The sequence below is a fragment of the Deltaproteobacteria bacterium genome (assembly GCA_016709225.1).
In the GTDB taxonomy this organism is placed as follows: domain Bacteria; phylum Myxococcota_A; class Polyangia; order Nannocystales; family Nannocystaceae; genus Xiheibacterium; species Xiheibacterium phototrophicum.
Window position 1 is genome coordinate 1,396,233 of record JADJEE010000002.1, and the last position, 18,061, is coordinate 1,414,293.

General features: G+C 70.6%; 12 protein-coding genes. 7 read left to right on the top strand and 5 right to left on the bottom strand.

Translation table 11 applies throughout. The features are described from left to right. Positions 1-32: 32 nt before the first annotated feature. From IPH07_20040 to IPH07_20060, 5 genes are all read right to left on the bottom strand, one after another. The gene (locus IPH07_20040) at positions 33-695 is read right to left on the bottom strand and encodes a VCBS repeat-containing protein (GenBank protein ID MBK6919696.1); all 663 of its coding nucleotides are present in this window, start codon (positions 693-695) and stop codon (positions 33-35) included. Between the two features lie 1,863 nt (positions 696-2,558). Next, on the bottom strand, positions 2,559-3,758 hold the full coding sequence (locus IPH07_20045) for a hypothetical protein (GenBank protein ID MBK6919697.1): 1,200 nt from the start codon (positions 3,756-3,758) through the stop codon (positions 2,559-2,561). A 502-nt stretch (positions 3,759-4,260) separates the two neighbouring features. Next, entirely contained in the window at positions 4,261-4,467 is a 207-nt protein-coding gene (locus IPH07_20050; GenBank protein ID MBK6919698.1) for a hypothetical protein, read from the bottom strand. Continuing rightward, positions 4,467-4,736 carry a hypothetical protein gene (locus IPH07_20055; GenBank protein ID MBK6919699.1) on the bottom strand — a complete coding sequence of 90 codons (270 nt, stop codon included), beginning with the start codon at positions 4,734-4,736 and terminating at the stop codon, positions 4,467-4,469. Before IPH07_20055 ends, IPH07_20050 begins: the two co-directional genes overlap by 1 nt. 1,444 nt (positions 4,737-6,180) lie before the next feature. Then, a complete protein-coding gene (locus IPH07_20060; protein ID MBK6919700.1) occupies positions 6,181-7,935 on the bottom strand; it encodes a hypothetical protein in 1,755 nt (584 codons plus the stop codon). Positions 7,936-8,205: 270 nt separating this feature from the next. On the opposite strand from IPH07_20060, the gene IPH07_20065 reads away from it, so the two are divergent. The 7 genes from IPH07_20065 to IPH07_20095 all read left to right on the top strand — a co-directional run bounded on the left by IPH07_20065 (position 8,206) and on the right by IPH07_20095 (position 18,061). Next, positions 8,206-8,805: a sigma-70 family RNA polymerase sigma factor gene (locus IPH07_20065; GenBank protein MBK6919701.1), complete on the top strand. Its 600-nt coding sequence runs from the start codon at positions 8,206-8,208 to the stop codon at positions 8,803-8,805. Further along, positions 8,798-10,624, top strand: coding sequence for a beta-lactamase family protein (locus tag IPH07_20070; protein ID MBK6919702.1), 1,827 nt, complete (start codon positions 8,798-8,800; stop codon positions 10,622-10,624). Before IPH07_20065 ends, IPH07_20070 begins: the two co-directional genes overlap by 8 nt. A gap of 68 nt (positions 10,625-10,692) precedes the next feature. Beyond that, positions 10,693-11,886, top strand: a complete 1,194-nt coding sequence (locus IPH07_20075; protein ID MBK6919703.1) for an Ig-like domain-containing protein — start codon at positions 10,693-10,695, stop codon at positions 11,884-11,886. Next, positions 11,883-14,795 carry a serine/threonine protein kinase gene (locus IPH07_20080; GenBank protein MBK6919704.1) on the top strand — a complete coding sequence of 971 codons (2,913 nt, stop codon included), beginning with the start codon at positions 11,883-11,885 and terminating at the stop codon, positions 14,793-14,795. Before IPH07_20075 ends, IPH07_20080 begins: the two co-directional genes overlap by 4 nt. Positions 14,796-14,864: 69 nt before the next feature. Continuing rightward, the gene (locus IPH07_20085; protein MBK6919705.1) at positions 14,865-15,161 is read left to right on the top strand and encodes a hypothetical protein; all 297 of its coding nucleotides are present in this window, start codon (positions 14,865-14,867) and stop codon (positions 15,159-15,161) included. Then, complete coding sequence (locus tag IPH07_20090; protein MBK6919706.1) at positions 15,161-15,436, top strand: hypothetical protein; 276 nt, start codon at positions 15,161-15,163, stop codon at positions 15,434-15,436. The genes IPH07_20085 and IPH07_20090 overlap by 1 nt, the downstream gene beginning before the upstream one ends. Before the next feature lie 66 nt (positions 15,437-15,502). Beyond that, on the top strand, positions 15,503-18,061 hold the full coding sequence (locus tag IPH07_20095; GenBank protein MBK6919707.1) for a hypothetical protein: 2,559 nt from the start codon (positions 15,503-15,505) through the stop codon (positions 18,059-18,061).

Below are 18,061 nucleotides of genomic sequence, written 5' to 3' on the forward strand. Positions count from 1 at the left end.
CGCCGTTCTGAAATACAAGAGCCCGCGATCGGTCAGTGCGGCCCAGGCGGCCCCGAGATCAGAACCTGCGCCACAGTCACCGGAGACGTGAGCAGCACGAGGTCGTCGACACCATCGCCAGAGATGTCCCCCGCCGGCAAGATCTCGATGACGGGGGCGAACACCCCTTCAGGGATGTAGTCCTCGAACACCGGCGAACCCAGAGGGTCGAGGATGACCGTCCGCCCAGCGAGGATCTCCTTGGCACCGTCACCGTCAAGGTCCGCGAAATCGAACTCCCAAACGTTGTTGCTATCCAGCGAGAGTGGGATATCCGATGTCCAGACGACAATCGCCGGCCCGAACTTCCCATCGCCCTCCGCCACGAACAGATCAAGCTCTTCGATGTTGTCGAAGAGAACGTCGTCGAGGCCGTCGCCGTCAAAATCTTCGACGAGTGCTCGGTAGACGGGAATGTCGGTTTGGACGAACTCCGGATGCAGATCGACAAGCACCGGACTGCCGCGGAAGAGATAGAAGCCTGCCTGCTCGCCGAACCGCGGGTGCGGAATGCAGTCCGTGAAGACGAGCACATCATCGAACTCGTCCCCGTCGACGTTGGCACGCTCGACCTGACTCGGGTTCCCGCAAGACGGCGGCTCGAGCTCGATGAAATCCGTGGCGTAGACGAACGCGTCGACGCTCCACCGGAGCACTCGGATCCGCGATGGCCCGGCCAGTACTCGTTGTGCGGGAACGAGCTCGAGTACCCCGTCCCCGTCGAGATCGGCTGTTGCAGCGATGGATCCGAGCTCGTCTCTCGAGAATGCGGTCCGAGCTCGTCTCTCGAGAATGCGGTGGTCACTCCGCTCGCGATACCGTCGTCGCCGACGGCGTAGCGTGTGAACTTGGTCAGTGGATCCCTCACCAGGGACTCGCTATCCGCCGCGATGACGTCATCCCGCCCGGGCGTTGCAACCGCCCCGCCGATCCAGAACGACGGACGCTCGGTCGGCTGGTCCTGTGGCGATACAACGATGTCCTGCCCATCCCAACCCACCAGGTACGCCTGCGGCGGTTCGAAGAAGAACCGCGGCGACCCGCCGGGCCCGAAGCGACCAAACAGGCCGCGGTCCGGAGCTGCATCGACCGCGAACGCCCGATAGCACCAAGGCTCGTTCGCAACATTGTCGACACACCCGCCCGCGCCGCCCGAGCTGCTGCTGTCCGCGCCCGAGCCCACCGTGACCGACGCGCCTCCCGTGCTCGTCGCACCCGTCAGCGTCTCGCTCGAGTCGTCCCCATCCGCGGCCCCGCCGCTCGCGTCGCCCGAGCCGCCGCTGCCACCGCTCGTCCGCGGCCCACAGGCCACCGCAAGCGCGAAGGCCCCGAGCAGCAGCGGCGTTGTCGCGTGGGGTCGGTACACGGGCAAGCGTCCTTCTCGCCGGCCGCGTCCGAGCCAGCCGCAGGACACAGGATGTCGGATGTCGAAAAAAAAGGTCGAGGAGAAATGCGTGTGTGCCTCGGCGCAATCCGGCGGCCGCTGGACGCCACGTTGCCGTAATGGTGTCACAGCGCGCCCGGGGCCCCCCGGACACGCGGGGGCCCGTGGTGGCACTCGCCGCCACCGCGCGCGAGCGGGCACGCGTCGTCGTCATCTGTCCTCACCTGATCAGCCCGAGCAGGGCGCGCAAGCTTCGAGCGTCCAACGACATCACGGTGATCTTCCGGCCCCTCTGGACTGGTCTCCAAGATAGGATGGAGGTCGACCTCCATCAGTTCGAACGGCCCCGAGGGACTGCTCCCGAGCGGAGCGCATGCCGGAAGAGCAGCGATCTCGGCGCAAACCTCGACGTCGCCCCCATCCCCGCCGGTGATCGTCCGACGCATTCGTCCCACTCGTTCCGGTCGTCGCGGTCGCTCCGCCGGTGGTAGTCCCGTTGCTCCCGCCCGTACTATCGGCAGAACTGGAGCCAGCACTCGCAGCGTCGCGATTGCATCCCGCGATGCTCGGGAAATCGATGCCGTGACCCAAACCAACAACGCAAGCACCCTGGCGCCGCCAGCCCGGGCGCTTCGTCCATCGTGCGAGCGTGGTCGCGTGGGTCCGGGTCACGAGCAAGCGTCCTCCTTGCCGGCCGCGTCCGAGCCAGCCGCAGAACACAGGATGGCGAAGTACGAGAAAACATGTCGAGCACAAGTGCGCGTGCGGCTCGGCGCCATCTGGGGAGCGCCGGATCCAGCGTTGCTGCGACGAGCTGCAACGGATCGTCAGCCAGCATTCTGATGTAGCCCCGGAGAACCGGACAGGTTCCCCGAGAGGAGAACCATCCGTGACGACCCCCTTCGAACCGATCGAACTCGACCGTTCACGATGCTCCGATCCACGATCCACCTGTTCGCGATGGTCCGATCCGCGTGTTCACGATGCTCCGATCCGCGTGTTCACGATGGTCCGGAATCCGCACTGCCACTCGACGTCGGCGATGGATCGCCGGTCGAGGGGAGATCGGTAGCGGTGGCGTTCGTGGAGGGGAGGTCGGTAGAGGTGGCGCCCGGCGTGCGGCCGAGCGTCGCCGTCAACCGACGGACCGCAACTCGCGGCGACGGAGGCCAACGCCAAACCGGCGCAACGCGCCGCCGTGCCTCGAACGTCGTCGCAGCATGAGCACGACAATGAGCAACCACACCCCCGAATGCGCAGACCTGCCCGCCAGCGAACACCCGCCTCCCGAGCTCTCGGCGTCCGCATCACCGCCTGGGTCGGAGCCGGATGAGGTCTCCGAGCTCGTGTCCGGGAGCGGCTCGAACGCCGCGCCGTCGGGCCAACGGGTGCACGCATTCGGATCCCATCGGTCGTACGCCACCTCACACACGTAGGGGTCGCCCACGCAGCTCTCGACGAGAGCCGGCGCCGGATCGAGGCCCACTTCACCGAGTTGGTCGCCGATCGCGTCGCCGTGGCAGCTCGGGAAACTCGTGCGGACGCCGGACACGAGATCGAGCACCTCGAGCTCGATGCACCCGGGCGACGACAACACAACCGTCGCCTGCGGACCGCTCGTCGCGGGTCGATCGCCGGTTGTCAGCTCACGCACCGCGAGCAGGGGCGAATCTGCGACGACGACAGGCTCGAACTCGGTCTCGACGTAGAGACGTCCTCGCCCAATCAGCTCCGCGCAGAAGCCCGTCCCGATCTCCGGGTCGGGCGGCGAGTGGGACGGACAGATGACACCCGGCACGCTTGGCAGGTAGGGCAGCGCGCCGTCGCAGCACACCAATGTCGAGAGCTCGGGCCGAGGATCGAGCCAGTAGGTTTCCGAAGTCGCGATCGTGAACGCAGGGCGCGGAGCCGTGGGCGTGTCGAGCACGACAAACGGGGAGACGACCTCGATCGGCAAGCAGGGCTCCCCTCCCGCTTCGAGGTTCACGTCGACCCTCGCTTCGAAGCTACCAGGGATCCAAGGTTGGCTCGGGCGCCACGTCGCCGGCGTGAATCCCGAGTGAATTTCCAGTTCGCCATCCACCGGAACACCTGCGTCGTCGGTGATGGACACCGCGACGTGCTCCCACCAACTCTCGTCGATCAGCCCACCGCTGTAGTCGGCGAGGACGATCACGACAACGCCATCGGATCCGATCTCGGTCAGCGGAAAAAGGACGTCGTGCGGTCGGCTCTCGGTGCAGTAAGTGCAGTGGCCCGCTCGTGCCTCCGGGATCAGCAGCAATCCAGCGCAGCAGACCAGACCCGCCGCAACACCGCGACCCAACCACACCATGGTTCGAGGCTACACCCCAGAGGGGATCGCAGCAAGCGCGAGTGGATGGCGGATTCGCTCCGCCAATCCGCGACACGATGCAACACGGAGCGAGGCCATCACTGCGCGCGGCTCGACCTCCCCGATCTCCTGCGCCACCCCGACAACTTCGAGCCGCTGCGGCCGCTACTCGCGCGCGCCTGCTCCAACGGCGCTCGGCAAAGTCGCGCTGACCCCCGCGCCTCCTGGTCGGCCACTCTCGCCGGCGAGATCACGCGCATGCTGACCGGCGGCAACACCGCTCCGGTCTGTCCAACGAATACGCGTTCACCTGCGAGGCGCAGACTCGTCAGGTGCACCAGCTGGTTGGGCCGCAGATTCGGATTCTGCTTCGGGGCCGCGAATGAGCCGTTCGGCGAAGCGCTTCTGCATCGCGATGTAGTGCGCGACGAGACGGATCGGGTCGTTACCGAACTCCTCCGAGATCTGGGTCCTCGCGGCTCTCACAGCGTCGATGGCTGGGTCATTCGGCATCGTCAATACCTCCGAGGAGTTCGAGCGGTGTCACCAACGCAGGATTGAACAAGCCGAGCAACCCGTTGACGCGGCGGATGTGGCCGAACTTGTTTGCGTTCGCAATGTGCTTGCAGTTCCAAGTCACCAGGAAGTCGCAGCGGTGATACGAAGCAAGTGCGAGATGAAGCGCGTCGCCGACGGGATCGGCAGGCATCACGAGGTGGCCTGCACGACCTCGAGAACGGCGGGGTCGATCGCGACCAGTGGCAGGGGAGCAACGAGCTCCAGGCACTGCGGCTTCGCTGCGAACGCCCCGCGCTCCAGCTCTTCGATGACGGCCACGCTCGTGACCAGCTCGAGCGCTGCGCCTGGCCCTGCCCACCACGCTCGTGTCCAGTCGCGCCTCGCGACCATGTCGGGCTGTGTGCGGGCCTCGAAGAAGAAGCTCGGGATCGAGGTCTCGACGTAGGCCCGGGCGGTCACTGCGTTCTAGGGTAGCCGCTAGCGTGGTCCGGTGCCGGTTGATCACGTCCGAGCGCCGGGCGGGCCGGCGCGGGCTCGAGCGTTGAGTCCTCCTCGGGCGCCTGCCGCCGCTGGGCCGCCCGGGGCCCCACTCTTGCCGGCCGCGCGGGCGTCGCCATTTGCGTCGAGCCCGTGCTCGCGGCAACGGCCTCGGTACGCGCTCGTACGCCGCTTTGCTTTGGAGGGGGGAGTCCGCGATCGAGGAGCGGAGCCGAGCTCCGAGCAGCTGTCCGCACCGAACGTCCGAGGAGCTCGAGTCGATGATCGTGGCGGAGCGCAAAGCCCGGCGCTGGGGCGCGCGGAAGCTCTTGCGCGTGCTTGCCGACCGGCACCCGAACATCGAATAGCCGGCGCGCAGCACTGTCGACGAGTCTTCATCTGCATCGTGTCGAGGTGACGCCACTTCCGCTCGCGCGTGTCGTGCCTGCCGCACGGCTTGAAGCAACTCGGGCACTTCAGTTCCTCGTCATCGTCGACCGCCACGCGCACGATGACCTCTCGCGCCTGCATGTCGAGCGCGACCCCCTCCACGCCCCACGGCCTCGTGATCCCCAGAAGCCTTCGCGTACAGCTCTCGGTTTTGCACCCCTTCACGGTACCCGACCCTCGGCCCGACTCGCCAATCATCAGACCACGCCCGCGACTACGCTCTTTCCACACGACTTCCGGAAGAACCTCTATTCATCGAGGACATGGAAACTCCTAGCTGTCGCCGCAGCACGGGTGATCGATCGTGCACGTTGACATTGCGGTCCACTCCGCCCAACAGGGGCGCTCATCAGGCGGTGGTGGCGTAGATGCGTCGGCGAAGTAGGCGTGCTGTTCTTCGCACGAAAGCGCGAGTACGCACGCACTGACGGCCTCCCATTCCGATACACACGCGTCTGTCTCCGTCTTTTCCTGGTAACCCCAACCCCAGGCGAGGGCTCCATCCGCGGTCGCGCACTCGCGCACACACCCGCTCTCGTTCTCATATGCCTCACTCGGGCCATACCCGCACACAGGATCCGCCTGGACTCGGCACCACGCTTCACACGATTGCAATCGATGCTGGATGAACTCGGGATCCTTGTCGACTGTCGGTTTGCAGCCGAACGCAACGGCTGCCAGATAGAGCTTTGTCCACGCGCGCATTGCAACTCCTTGCAAGACAACCGACTAGCACGCGCCCAAAAACCGCGTCAACCTCAAAACCAGCGGCCTTTCGGCCACCCGACGCGGGCGCGGCGGTCGCGCCGGTTGGGCCGTGCCGATCCGATCCGAGCTTGACGGAGTGAACCGCCCCAGAACATTCCGGAGGGTTGGCGGTTAAGCGTTTTGATCTGCGAACGGCTGCGAGCAGGCGGGGACGGTTCCCGGCGGCTGAGGGCGAGGAAGTGAGGGTCGTTACGCCCCCTCACCCCCCTCACCCGCCCACAACCAACGGTGCCGTCGCCGGCGGCAGTTCGAGCTCCGTCCCCACCCGCGCCAGCGGATAGCGCAGAAATCCCCGCGGCGTCGCGATCAAAAACACCAGCGACGAATCCTCCAGCGGCTGATCGAATCGCACCGAAATCCGCCGCACGAAGCCCGCATCGTCGACCTCGCGCACGGTCACCCGCGCGCGATCCAATGCAACCTCGGTCCCGACCGGCGGCAACGCGTCGGCGCGGCGGAACAGCTGCTCGACCGGGCCGCGCAGCATCGCGCCCTGCACCACCGTGAGATCGAAGCCGACGCTCGAGGTGCGATGCAGGCGATGCGGGCCCGGGGCCAATGACAGCACCGTCCACGCGCGCGGCAGCGGATGGCCATGCAGGTGTCGCAGCAGCGGCGGATACAGCAGCGTCATCGGATCGGCGGCCGCGAACACCACCACGTGCTGCTGCGGCAGCGCATCGTCGTCGACCGGCATCGCCAGCGCCGCACGCTCGCCCGCGGCGGCAAATGCCGCGATGTCGCCCAGCTCGCGGCGGCCCCACAGCGACGCCAGGCCCACGTGCGCCACCACCAGCAGCGCCGCCAGCCCCATGCGAGCACCTCGGACCACGCGCGCACCATCGTCGCGCCACGCCTGCGCACCATCCAGCACCAGGCCCGCGATCAATACGTGCGCCGGCAATGACGCCACCAGCAGCAGGCGCGCCGAGGGGAACGCCGACACCACCGGGATCACCGCCAGCACGCTGGCCCACGCCGCCCACCGCAGCTGCGGCCGCGTGCGCACCAGCATCCGCGCGCGGCCATACAGCAGCACCACCGCGAGCAGCCCCGCGACCGCCTGCCACCGCAGCGCCGACGACGAGAACGCCAGCGTGCCGGTCGGCAGCGCCAGGCCGAGGTCCGCCAGCAACGCCGGCAATCGCACCTGCGCCGCGGCCAACCACGCCCCCGGCTCGCCCAGCGGATCGACATAGATCGCCGAGTGCTGCCCGCCGTAGCCCAGCCCGCGATGCAGCAGCGCCCATGCGAGCACCACCGCGAACACACCCGCGAGCGCCCGTCGACGATCAGGACCCGCCGGCATCGTCAGCTCGTGCGCCAGCAACAGCGCCACGATGCACAACGCGTACTCCCCGGCCGCGAACGACAGCGCCAGCATCACCAGCGACCACGCCCGCGTGCGTGCGCCACCCTCGTCGCGCCAGCGCAGGTGGGCCTCGAAGGCCACCAGCCCGAAGCACGCCGCCACGATCGCGTTGCGGTTCGCCAGCCACGCCAACGGCTGCACGTGACTCTCGTCGAGCACCCACAGCGCGAATGCCAGCAGTGCCCACGGGGTCGGCAGCAGCCGTCGCAGCAGCCGTGCACCCGCCAGCAGCATCGCCGTCCACCACAGCAGCGAGTGCACGTGGTGCAGCACGTACGCGTCTCCGAACACCGCGCCATCGAACGCGACCAGCAGGCTCGACAGCGGGCGGAACGTCGACAGCCGCAGCTGCGGGTCCGACCACCACGGCAACGACCCGGCCGCGGTCAGCCGCTGCACCTCCGCCGGGTCGCCATCGACGAAGCTGAAGAGATCCCAGGGGGCGCGCGCGACCGCGTAGCTGCCGTCCAGCATCGCGCGCTGGGCGATGTCGTCCATCACCGGCCCGATCGCGATCGCGTCGATGCGCAGCGCGATGCCGAGGATGACGATGACCCCGATCGCGACGCGCACGCGCTGCTGTGGTGTCATCCCCGTCAACGACCCGCCCGCGCAGTCTGCCTGCCCGCGACCGCCACGGCCAACGCCCCACGAGGGCCCCCTCGCCTGCAGCGCCGCACGCGCGCGGGTGCGGTCTGCACGGCCCGACCGGCGGCCCATCACCCCGCAGCCGCCCGTGGCCCTGCGGTTTGGACGAAACCCCGGATCCCCGCGGCGAGCTGCCCGTATCCTACGATCGTGGGTGATCGCGATGATGCTGGAACCCCCGGCGCCGGCGCCCGTGCAACCGACCCGGTGAGCGTGGCTGCCCCGATCCCGCCCGACGGTGCGAAGGACCGCTTCCCCGAGCTGGACGAGCTGACCGTGGCCAGCGCCCAGCGGGGCAGCACCCGCGCCAAGCGTGCGTTGGTGGATCGCTACCAGCGGCCGGTGCTGGCCCTGATCTCGCGCCTCTTGCGGGGCTACGGCGATTCCGCGCTGGTCGAGGACGTCGCGCAGGAGACCTTCTTGCGGGTGTTCCGCGCGTTGCCGCGCTTCGATCGCGACGGACCGGCGCGGCTGTCGACGTGGATCCTGACCATCGCGTGTCACCGCAGCATCGACGAGCTGCGTCGGCGTCGGATCGAGTCCAGCCCGCTCGAGTCGGGCCCGGGTGAGGTCGCCGCCAACGACCGCGCCGACGAGAACGCCGAGCGCCGCATGCTCTCGCGGCTGCTCGATCGCGCGATCGATGGCCTGTCGCCGGAGTACAAGGCGACCTTCGTCCTGCGCGAGGTCCACGGGCTCGAGTACACCGAGATCGCGCAGATCCTCGAGATCGATCTCGGCACCGTGAAGTCGCGCCTCAACCGTGCCCGCACGCGACTGCGCGAGGCGCTGTCGGAGGTGTACCGTGCGTGAGGGCGACGACGACGGCTTCGAGCCCTCGGCGCTGGAGCTCGACGAGCTCGAGACCCGCGCGCTCGCGGCGTGGCTCGAGGACGGCGCCGAGGTGCTCGACACCGACGCCGACGATCGCGAGCTGCCGCTGCCGGGCGGCGTGCTGCCCGGCTTCGCCGAGCGGGTGCTCGCCGCCGAGTCGACGCTGGTGCCGGTGCCGGTCATCGTCGACGTCGAGGACGATCCGCCGGCGCTGACGCCCGCGCGCGCGCCGAGCCGTTGGTCGCTGCGACTTGGTGCGGTGGCGCTCGCGGCCGGCCTGGGCGGCGCGTGGTGGCTCGGCGCCGCTTCGGGGCACCCACCGGCGAACCCCGAGGGTGACACCGCGACCGGCGTGGCGGGTGAGCTCGCCGACGAGCCGCCGCAGGAGATCGCCGCGCCACCGCCGGTGCCGATGCCCGCCGATCTCGACCTGCAGATCGCCGACTACATTCGCGACTACGGCCGACACTTCGGACCGACCTTCGAGTTCCACGGCGCGATCCTCATCGCCCGCGACGGCAAGGTCCAGTATCGCCACGGCTTCGGTAGCGCCGATCCGGCGCACGCGCGCCCCAACACCCCCGCGACGCAGTTCCGGCTCGGCATGCTCACCGAGCAGTTCACCGCGGCCGCGATCCTGCAGCTGCGCGACGGCGGCATGCTCGAGCTCGACGACACCGTTGCCGAGCACCTGCCGAACTTCCCCAACGGCCGCCGCATCACGATCGAGAACCTGCTCGATCACACCTCGGGCCTGCCCAACTACACCGACCTGCCCAACTTCCACCGCTGGAAGGCGCTGCCCCACCGCACCGAGGAGATGCTCGGGCGCTTCTCGGAGCTGCCGCTGGAGTTCGCGCCGGGCACCGACTTCAACCCCACCAACTCGGGCTACTTCGTGCTCGGGGCGATCATCGAGCGCGTGAGCGGGCTCGGCTACGGCGAGTACATGCAGCGGTTCGTGTTCGAGCCCGCGGGCATGACCGCGAGCGCGTTCGGGGATCACTACGACGGCGGCAATCAGGCGCTCGGCAACGTGTGGAACGTCGAGGAGCAGCTGGAGCCGCCCGACCCCATCGACATGTCCGTGTTCGGCGGCGCCGGCGGGTTGGTTTCGACCGTCGAGGATTTCGCGCGGTGGGACGCGGCGCTGTACGGCGGCGAGGTGCTCTCGCGCAGCAGTGCCGAGCAGATGCTCGACCCCAATCGCTTCGGCTACGGCTTCGGCTGGTTGGTCGGCGAGGCCTACGGGCAGCGGGTGGTCAGCTTCCCCGGCGCGATCGACGGCTTCAACGCCGCCGTCATGCGCTTCACCGGCGATCGCACGCTGGTGGTCGTGCTCGCGAACACCGAGGTCGTGCCGGCGGGTCGCATCGCGGAGGACATCGCGATGATGGTCTACGGCGAGCGACCGTCGCCGCGCATCGAGTACCCCGAGGTCCAGGTCGCGCCGGGCACGTTCTCGCGCTACGTCGGCACCTTCGGCATCACCGACGAGACCGTACGCGTGCTCGGCGACGGGGCTGACGACGCCCAGCTCGAGCCGCTGCAGACCGTCTACGTGAAGCAGATCGGCGACCGCCTGTACCTCGACATCCCCGGCCACGGCTCGACGTGGATGCACCCGATGGGGCGGCACCGCTTCTTCTTCAAGGACAACAGCGGCAACTTCCTCACGTTCACGACCCGTGAGCGGGACGCCGGCGGTCCTGCGACCGCGCTGGTGGTGAACTTCGGCGAGGCCGAGCTCGAGCTGCAGCGCAAGGACGAGGAGCCCCTCGTGGCCGTCGAGCGGTAGCGGCGCGCGCACCGGGCGGGCGAGGCACCGCGGTTGACGCGGTCGCGCGCGCTGACATAGCGTCGTGGATGATGTCGCGCCGCTGGGCCACTGCGCTGTCGTGTTCGCTCGGCGTTGCCTGTGCCTCCGGCACCGGTGCACGCGGCAATTCGACCGAGGACACCGAGGGCACGCTGGGCCCCGGCGGCGAGACCAACGACACCATCGACCCCACCGCCTTCAGCACCACCGCCGCCGCCGACAGCTCGACCGGCACCGATTCCGCGAGCGCGTCCGCGACCGACGCGACCGCTGAGCCGACCAGCAGCTCGGCCACCGGCACCACCGTCGCCGGCGACGGTCCGGTCGTGGTCGACATCGCGCCGGCCGACGGCAGCGAAGGCGTCGCCACGGACGCGTCGATCCAGCTGACGTTCTCGGCCGCGATGGACCCCCGCACGCTGGTGGCCGACGACGGCTCCTGCAGCGGCGCCGTGCAGCTCTCCCACGACGACTTCGCGACCTGCGACGCGCTCGACGCCACCGTGGTCGCGAGCGAGGGCGATACCAGCTTCCGCTTCACGCCCGCGGCCGCGCTGACCTCGGCGACCAACCACCGCGTGCGCGTCACGACGGCGGCCCAGGCAGCCGACGCGACCTCACTGGCGTCCGAGTACACCAGCGACGGCTTCGTCGCCCGCTACTGGCACACCATCGCGATCGACGGCACCGACGACTGGAACGGCGACGAGGCCTTCGCCAGCTCGACCGCCGGCCACACCGACTACGTCGCGTGGGACGAGGAGTACGTCTACCTCGGCGTGCGCAGCCCCGACGTGGCCGGCGGCAACGGCTCGGTCTGGGTGGTCGTGTACTTCGGCGGCGCCAACGGCTCGAGCGACGGCGTGCTCTACAACACCCAGCAGCCCACGCTGCCGTTCGAGGCGCGCTGGCACCTGCGCTGGCGCGCCGACAACCTCTACACCGACGCGGTCGAGTTCGACGGCGACGCGTGGGCCGGCACCGCCTGGGACATCGGACCGGGCGACGTCTACGCCAACGGCGAGCTGCTCGAGCTGAGGGTCGCGCGCAGCACGCTCGGCGACCCGACGCAGCTCGAGCTGCACCTGGGCCTGCTGCGCGAGCAGAACCTCGACGAGGCCAGCTGGGCCGCCTGCCCCGCGAGTTCCTACACCGATGGCTACGATCCCGACTACACGGCGTGGTGGTCGTTCGATCTCACGGGCTCGGTCGTGCCGGGCTCACATCTACCGCTGCCGTGAGCCTCGCCGAAGATCCCACCATCGTGCCAGCGCCGACCCCGGTGTCGGAGCCCAGCGATGTGCCGACGCAGGCGGAGGGCGAGGCGAGCGGCGAGATGATCGAGGCGCCGCGCGCCGACGTCGGCACCACCATCGGGCGTTACGTGGTGCTGGCCGAGATCGGCGCCGGCGCGATGGGGCGGGTCTACGCGGCCTACGATCCGCGGCTCGATCGGCGGATCGCGCTCAAGGTCATCCGCAACCACCCGCTGCTGCGCCACGCCGCCCAACGCCACGCCGCCCGGCTGCTGCGCGAGGCGCAGGCGCTCGCGCGGCTCGCCCACCCCAACGTGGTCGCGGTCCACGACGTCGAGATCGTCGCCGACGGCGTCGCGCTCGCGATGGAGTACGTCGTCGGCACCAGCCTGCGGGGCTGGCTTTCGGTCAAGCGACGCTGGCCCGAGGTCGTCGAGATGTTCGTGCAGGCCGGCCGCGGGCTCGAGGCCGCCCACGCCGCCGGTGTCGTGCACCGCGACTTCAAGCCCGACAACGTCATGATCGGCGACGACGGTCGCGCCCGCGTGGTCGACTTCGGCCTGGCCCGCAACGACACGCCCAACTCCGAGACCGGGCTCGACGCGCTCGAGACCAGCTCGACGCCCACCTCGCTCGACGCCAGCGTGACGGTCGGCATCGCGGGCACGCCCGCGTACATGGCCCCGGAGCTGTACGCGGGTGGACTCGCCGATGCGCGCTCCGATCAGTTCTCGTTCGCCGTGGCGCTGTTCGAGGCGCTCTTCGGCGTGCGCCCGTTCGCCGGCAACTCGCTCGCGAGCATGGCCGCCAACGTCTCGAGCGGGCAGGTCCGCAGCCCACCGCGCGGCCACGACGTGCCGACGTGGCTGCACCGTGTGGTGCTCCGCGGCCTGGCGACCAAGCCCCGCGATCGCCACGAGAGCATGGCCGCGCTGATCGACGCGTTGCTGGCCGATCCCCGCGTGCGACGTCGTCGACTCGCGCTCGCGGGCACCGGCGCGCTCGCGCTCGGGGCCCTCGGCACCGCGGTGATGACCCGCGCCGGCCCCTGCGAACGCGCTGGCGACGACCTCGCCGGCGTGTGGGACGACGACGTTCGAGCCGCGGTCGCCGACGCGATCGCCGAGACCGGCGTGACCTGGGCCCAGACCGCGATCGCCCACGCCGACGAGGTGCTGACGCGACACGCCGAGGCCTACCGTGCGATGGCTCGCGACAGCTGCGAGGCCACGCGCGTGCGCGCGGAGCAATCCGAGGCCGTGATGGACCTGCGCAGCGGCTGCTTGGCCGCGCGGCGACGCGAGTTCGCCGCGGCCACCAGCCTGCTCACACAGGTCGACGCCGATGTCGCGCGAGAGAGCGCCCGCATCGTCGCGGGCCTGGGCCCCATCGCAGCCTGCGCCGACATCGACGCCCTGCAACAGTCGGTACCCCCGCCCGCAGACCCGGCCACGCGTGCACGCCTCGACGCGTTGCGTGACCGCCTCGCCGACGTCGAGGCTCGCACCCGCGCCGGCAAGTACGCCGACGCGAGCGAGCGCGCCCACGCCATCGCGAGCGAGGCCGAGGCCCTCGACTATCCGCCCTTCGTCGCCGAGGCCAACCATGCGATCGGCTACCTCGACGACAAGCTCGGCGACTACGAACGCGCCGCCACCGTGCTCGGTGATGCCGGCCTGCTGGCCGCACGCCATCGCCACGACGTGGTCGCCGCGCGTGCGATGGCCGACGCGGTCTACGAGATCGGCGCGCAGCTCGGACGTGTCGACGAGGGCCTGCTGTGGGCGCGCCACGCCGAGGCCGCGGCCGCGCGCACCGGCGACGAGGTCCTCATCGCGCGGGTACACAACACCCGCGGCCTGACGCTGTCGACCGGTGGGCGGCTGCGCGAGGCCGAAGCGGAGCTCCGCCGCGCGCTCGAGCTGCGCGAGCGCGCGCTCGGGGAGGACCACCCCGATGTCTCGATCACGCTGGTGAACCTCGCGACCGTGCTCGAGAGCCTCGGGTTGCTCGACGAGTCGCTCGCGGACTACCAGCGTGCGCTCGACATCAACCGCCGCGTGCTCGGCGAACGCCACCCGAGCGTCGGCGCGGTGCTCAACAACTCGGTCGACGCCCACCTGCAGGTCGGGCATCTCGACGAGGGCTTGGCCGCCGCCCGTCTCGCGCACGACATCTTTGCCGAGACGCTGCCCGGCGATCACCCCAACCTCGCGGCCGCGGCGGGCAACATCGGCGCCGCGCTGTGGACCAAGGGCGACCTGGTGGGGGCCCGGCGGGCGCTCGACGAACAGCTCGAGATCAACCGCCGCCGACTCGGCGACGACCACCACGAGCTCGCCAACTCGCACCACAATCTCGGCGCGCTGCTGCACGATCTGCACGACGACGAGGCCGCTCGCGCCTCGTTCGAGCGCGCGGTCGCGCTGTGGACCAAGGCCTTTGGTCCCGAGCACGCGGAGATCGCCGGCAGCCTGGTCGCGCTGGCCGAGCTCGACATCCTCGCCGGCAGCTTCTTGTCGGCGCGGGAGCGACTGCGTCGGGCGCTGCAGCTGCTCGAGGCCGCCGACGCGGGCGCGCGCATCGAGCACGCCTCGGCCGTGCGCATGCTCGCCGAGGTCGAGCTCGAGCTCGGTGACACCGCGGCCGCGACGGCCGCGATCGAGCGCGCGCTGGCGGAGCTCGGCGGCCGCCCCGAGCGGGCCGGGCGGCTGGCCAAGGCGCGTCTCGTCCACGCGCAGATCCTGTGGGCCAAGGGCGATCGCCAGGCGGCGCTGGCCGCCGCGGAGAACGGGCGCACCCACTGTCCCGAGCGCGCCGACGCCTGCGCCGAGCTCGACGCCGCGCTGCGTCGCTGGCGGCGTGCGCCCGCCGGTGGCGGCGAGGCGCCTTGACCTGTGCGAGGCCGCTGCGCCAAGGTGTCGCGCGAGCAACCGCTCACCCACGCCACGATGCGCCCGCGCATGCCCACCCTCGGACTCGGCGACGGCCGCCAGCTGTGGCACCTGATCGAGCGCCCGCGCGCGCCGTTTCGCTGCGACGTGTGCGGCATCGAGATCGCCGAGCGCGACGCGTGGAGCTTCACCACGCTGCCCAAGATGTTCTACGAGACCCCCCCGCGTGGCATGGTGCCGTGCAACCGTGGCGCCGCGGCGACGCCGAGCTACCAGCGCGTGGTGCATGACGATGCGCTGCCCGAGGCCGAGGCCGTGACGCCGGCGCTCGCTCGCCCCTTCGATCCTGACGACGTGTTGCCCTGATGCCCAGCTCGAGCGCAGACCTTCACCCCACCACCGGCGCCCGCTTCGTGTGCCTGCGGACCGCGACCGAACCGCTGACCTACGCGGTCGAAGTGTGGCTGCCCGCGCCGACTCGACTGCAGACCGTCCTGTCGTGGGACGCCGCAGGTCACACGAGCTTCGCCCCCGCGCTGGACGACGCATGGGCCCAGGCAGAGCTCGTGAAGCTCGCGCGCGTGCTGCATCGTGACGCGCGCGAGCGGCTCACGCGCTGGCGCGGTCGCGACGAGCGATGACCGACCGCGGGCCGACCGGGCGCCCGCGTCAAGACCTGCCCCGCCGCGGCCGATGCTGCCGGGCGGATGCCGAGTGCGTTGCTGCTGGCCCTCGTGTGGGCCGTCGCCACGGCGCCGGAGCACCACGGCGGCGATGCGCACGGCGAGGGTGAGCTCGCCGACGACGGCGAAGGTGACACCGAACCGCGCGCGGACGAGCCCGGCCATGGGGGTGACACCGGCGACGGACGCGGGCACGACGGCGACGACGCGCAGGGCCACGAGCCGCAAGCGCACGACGACGACGACGACGGCGCCCACGACCCCGACGGCTTTCAGGACGGGCACGCGACGACGCGCGCGGTCGCGCCCGCGGGGCGGCCGATCGAGGGCCAGGTGCTCGAGCACGCGCTGAACCTCGAGCGCATCGAGGTCCGCGTCGACATCGATCTCTTGCCCGGCGAGGTCCGCGAGAGCGCCGACGTGCGACTCGCCGCCGCCATCGAGGTCAGCCACGACCTCGACGCGCAGATCGGCGAGCTCGAAGTCGGCCTCGCGATCCTCACGGCCGCGCAGCTCGACTTCGTGTGGTCGCGCCTGCACACGCCGCCCTTGCACCTCGACACCGCGATGGTCGAGCGCAAGCTGCCCTACCCGGCCGCGGTGCTGACGATGTCCGACGGCGAGACGCTGCTTCCGCGCGACACCCCGCGGAGCTTCACGCAGGACGAACAGCTCGACGAGCTGCCGCTGCCGCGACACGGCGCATTCACCTACCTGGCCGCGGTCTCCGGCTACGTGCTGGTCGCGCCCAGTGAGCGCGACGTGATGTACCTGCTCGAGCACGGCGGCCCCTCCGACCTCGCGGCGCTGGCGGTGTGGGCCTCGCAGCAGGCCAACGACAACGCCGCGCCCTTCGACGATGCTGCGCGCGCGCGCATCATGGACGCCGTCGGTCGCCGCGTGACCGAGCTGCGGGCGCCCCCGGGCTTCGGCGACTACCAGCGACTCAACGCCCTCACCGCGCTGGCCTACCTGTGCCTGCGCCCCGACGACCTCGAGCGACTGCTGGTGCTGCAGCGCCCGATGAGCCTGCTGCTGGCGTCGGCGCAGGTTTCGTACGACGGCGCCGCCGCCGAGGAGGGCACGCTGGGCATCTCGGTGCATGGCTTTCGTCGCCTGCAGTCGCGCTCGGACTCGGCGCTGTCGTGGGAAGCGTCGCTGCGACGACTGCGAACGCTCGCACTCGATCGTGTGGTGCGCCTGGCCGCCGATCCGCTCGACTTCCCGAACGGTCCCCGCGGCAACGTGCGTCGCGCACCGCTGCAGGTGCAAGCGACACGACTACTCGATCCGCTCGACACCACCCAAGTCGCGCGCTTGCTCGGCGCGGCGGCCGAGCGCGTCGAGGTCCAACGCGAGTTGATGCGGTTCTACATCGAGATGGCCTATGCACCTGCGGTCGAGCCGCTGCTCGACTGGTTGATCGAGCACCCCGGCGAGATCGAGGACGTCGGCGTGCTCGCGATGCAGCGCAACGGCGGCCTGATGCTGCCGGTGTTGCTGCGCCGATTCGACGACCTCGACGCCGGGCTCGACGAGCGCGTGGTGGTCTGGCGACTGCTGGCCGCGCTGCCCGAGGGCCACGCGGGTGACCTCGCCGCGGCATGCCGATCGCTCGGCATCGAGGTGCCGTCGGAGCAGACCCACCCCGACGTCGCGACGCTGCTGGTGGCCGTGCGCGCCCACGACGAGCGCTCCCAGGAGCGACGCATCGCCGAGCTGATCTCGCGGCTGCGGCCGGGCGAGCCGGGAAAGCCGGTGGCCCGCGCGACGCTGCGGGTGCAGGTGAAGGCCGCGCGTCAGCTCGGCGAGCTCGCGCCGGCGCGGCTCGAGGCGTTGGCCGCCGACGTCATCGCGCAGCACGTCGCGGCCGCACGCGACGCGGAGTTCGACGCGCCCGGCGAGGCCCGGGCCACGCTGCGGCAGCTCGGCGAGCTCCCGCTCGGCGCGCAACACGGCGCCGCACTGGAGGCGTGCGCACTGACCCGCGCCGATGCGTTGGCGCTGCGCGGCGACCCGATGGCGGCGCTCGACGAGCTCGCACGCCACGACCCCGAGCTCGCGGCCCCCGCGATCCGTGCGCGCTACGTCGAGCTGCTCGACGGCGAGTTCGCGCGGTTGTTCGAGGCCGGCGCATGGGATGCGCTCGAGCCGGTGCTCGAGCGCGGTGAGGTCGTCGCGGAAGACTTCGAGCTCGATGCGCGCCGCGAGCAGATCCACGCCGCGCGTCGACGACCGCTCTACATCCTCGGCGGCGTCGTCGGCAGCGCCTTGCTCGGCCTGGGCATCGCGTTCGCGCACTCGCGTGGGTGGCTGCAGCGGCGCAGGCCCCCGCACACCGACGAGGCCGAGCCCACCACGGACGCAGCCGAGACCCACGTCAACGACGACGACGACGATCACGATGACGACGACCACGTCGCTGCCGACGTCGATGCCTCACGCGACGCTGCGCAGGAGGCGGACGCCGCCGAGGACACCGCAATCATCGCAGGCGATCCCCCGTGGTCGGCCGACCCCGACGCGGGCTGGAGCGCCGACGAGGATCCATCGCGATCACCGCTCGATGACTTCGCGGCGTGA

Bases quoted from the DNA above. Each gene is read 5' to 3' on its own strand.
- IPH07_20095 (MBK6919707.1), top strand. From the start codon at position 15,503: ATGCCGAGTGCGTTGCTGCTGGCCCTCGTGTGGGCCGTCGCCACGGCG.
- IPH07_20050 (MBK6919698.1), bottom strand. From the start codon at position 4,467: ATGCCTGCCGATCCCGTCGGCGACGCGCTTCATCTCGCACTTGCTTCG.
- IPH07_20090 (MBK6919706.1), top strand. From the start codon at position 15,161: ATGCCCAGCTCGAGCGCAGACCTTCACCCCACCACCGGCGCCCGCTTC.
- IPH07_20060 (MBK6919700.1), bottom strand. From the start codon at position 7,935: ATGACACCACAGCAGCGCGTGCGCGTCGCGATCGGGGTCATCGTCATC.
- IPH07_20075 (MBK6919703.1), top strand. From the start codon at position 10,693: ATGATGTCGCGCCGCTGGGCCACTGCGCTGTCGTGTTCGCTCGGCGTT.
- IPH07_20085 (MBK6919705.1), top strand. From the start codon at position 14,865: ATGCCCACCCTCGGACTCGGCGACGGCCGCCAGCTGTGGCACCTGATC.
- IPH07_20045 (MBK6919697.1), bottom strand. From the start codon at position 3,758: ATGGTGTGGTTGGGTCGCGGTGTTGCGGCGGGTCTGGTCTGCTGCGCT.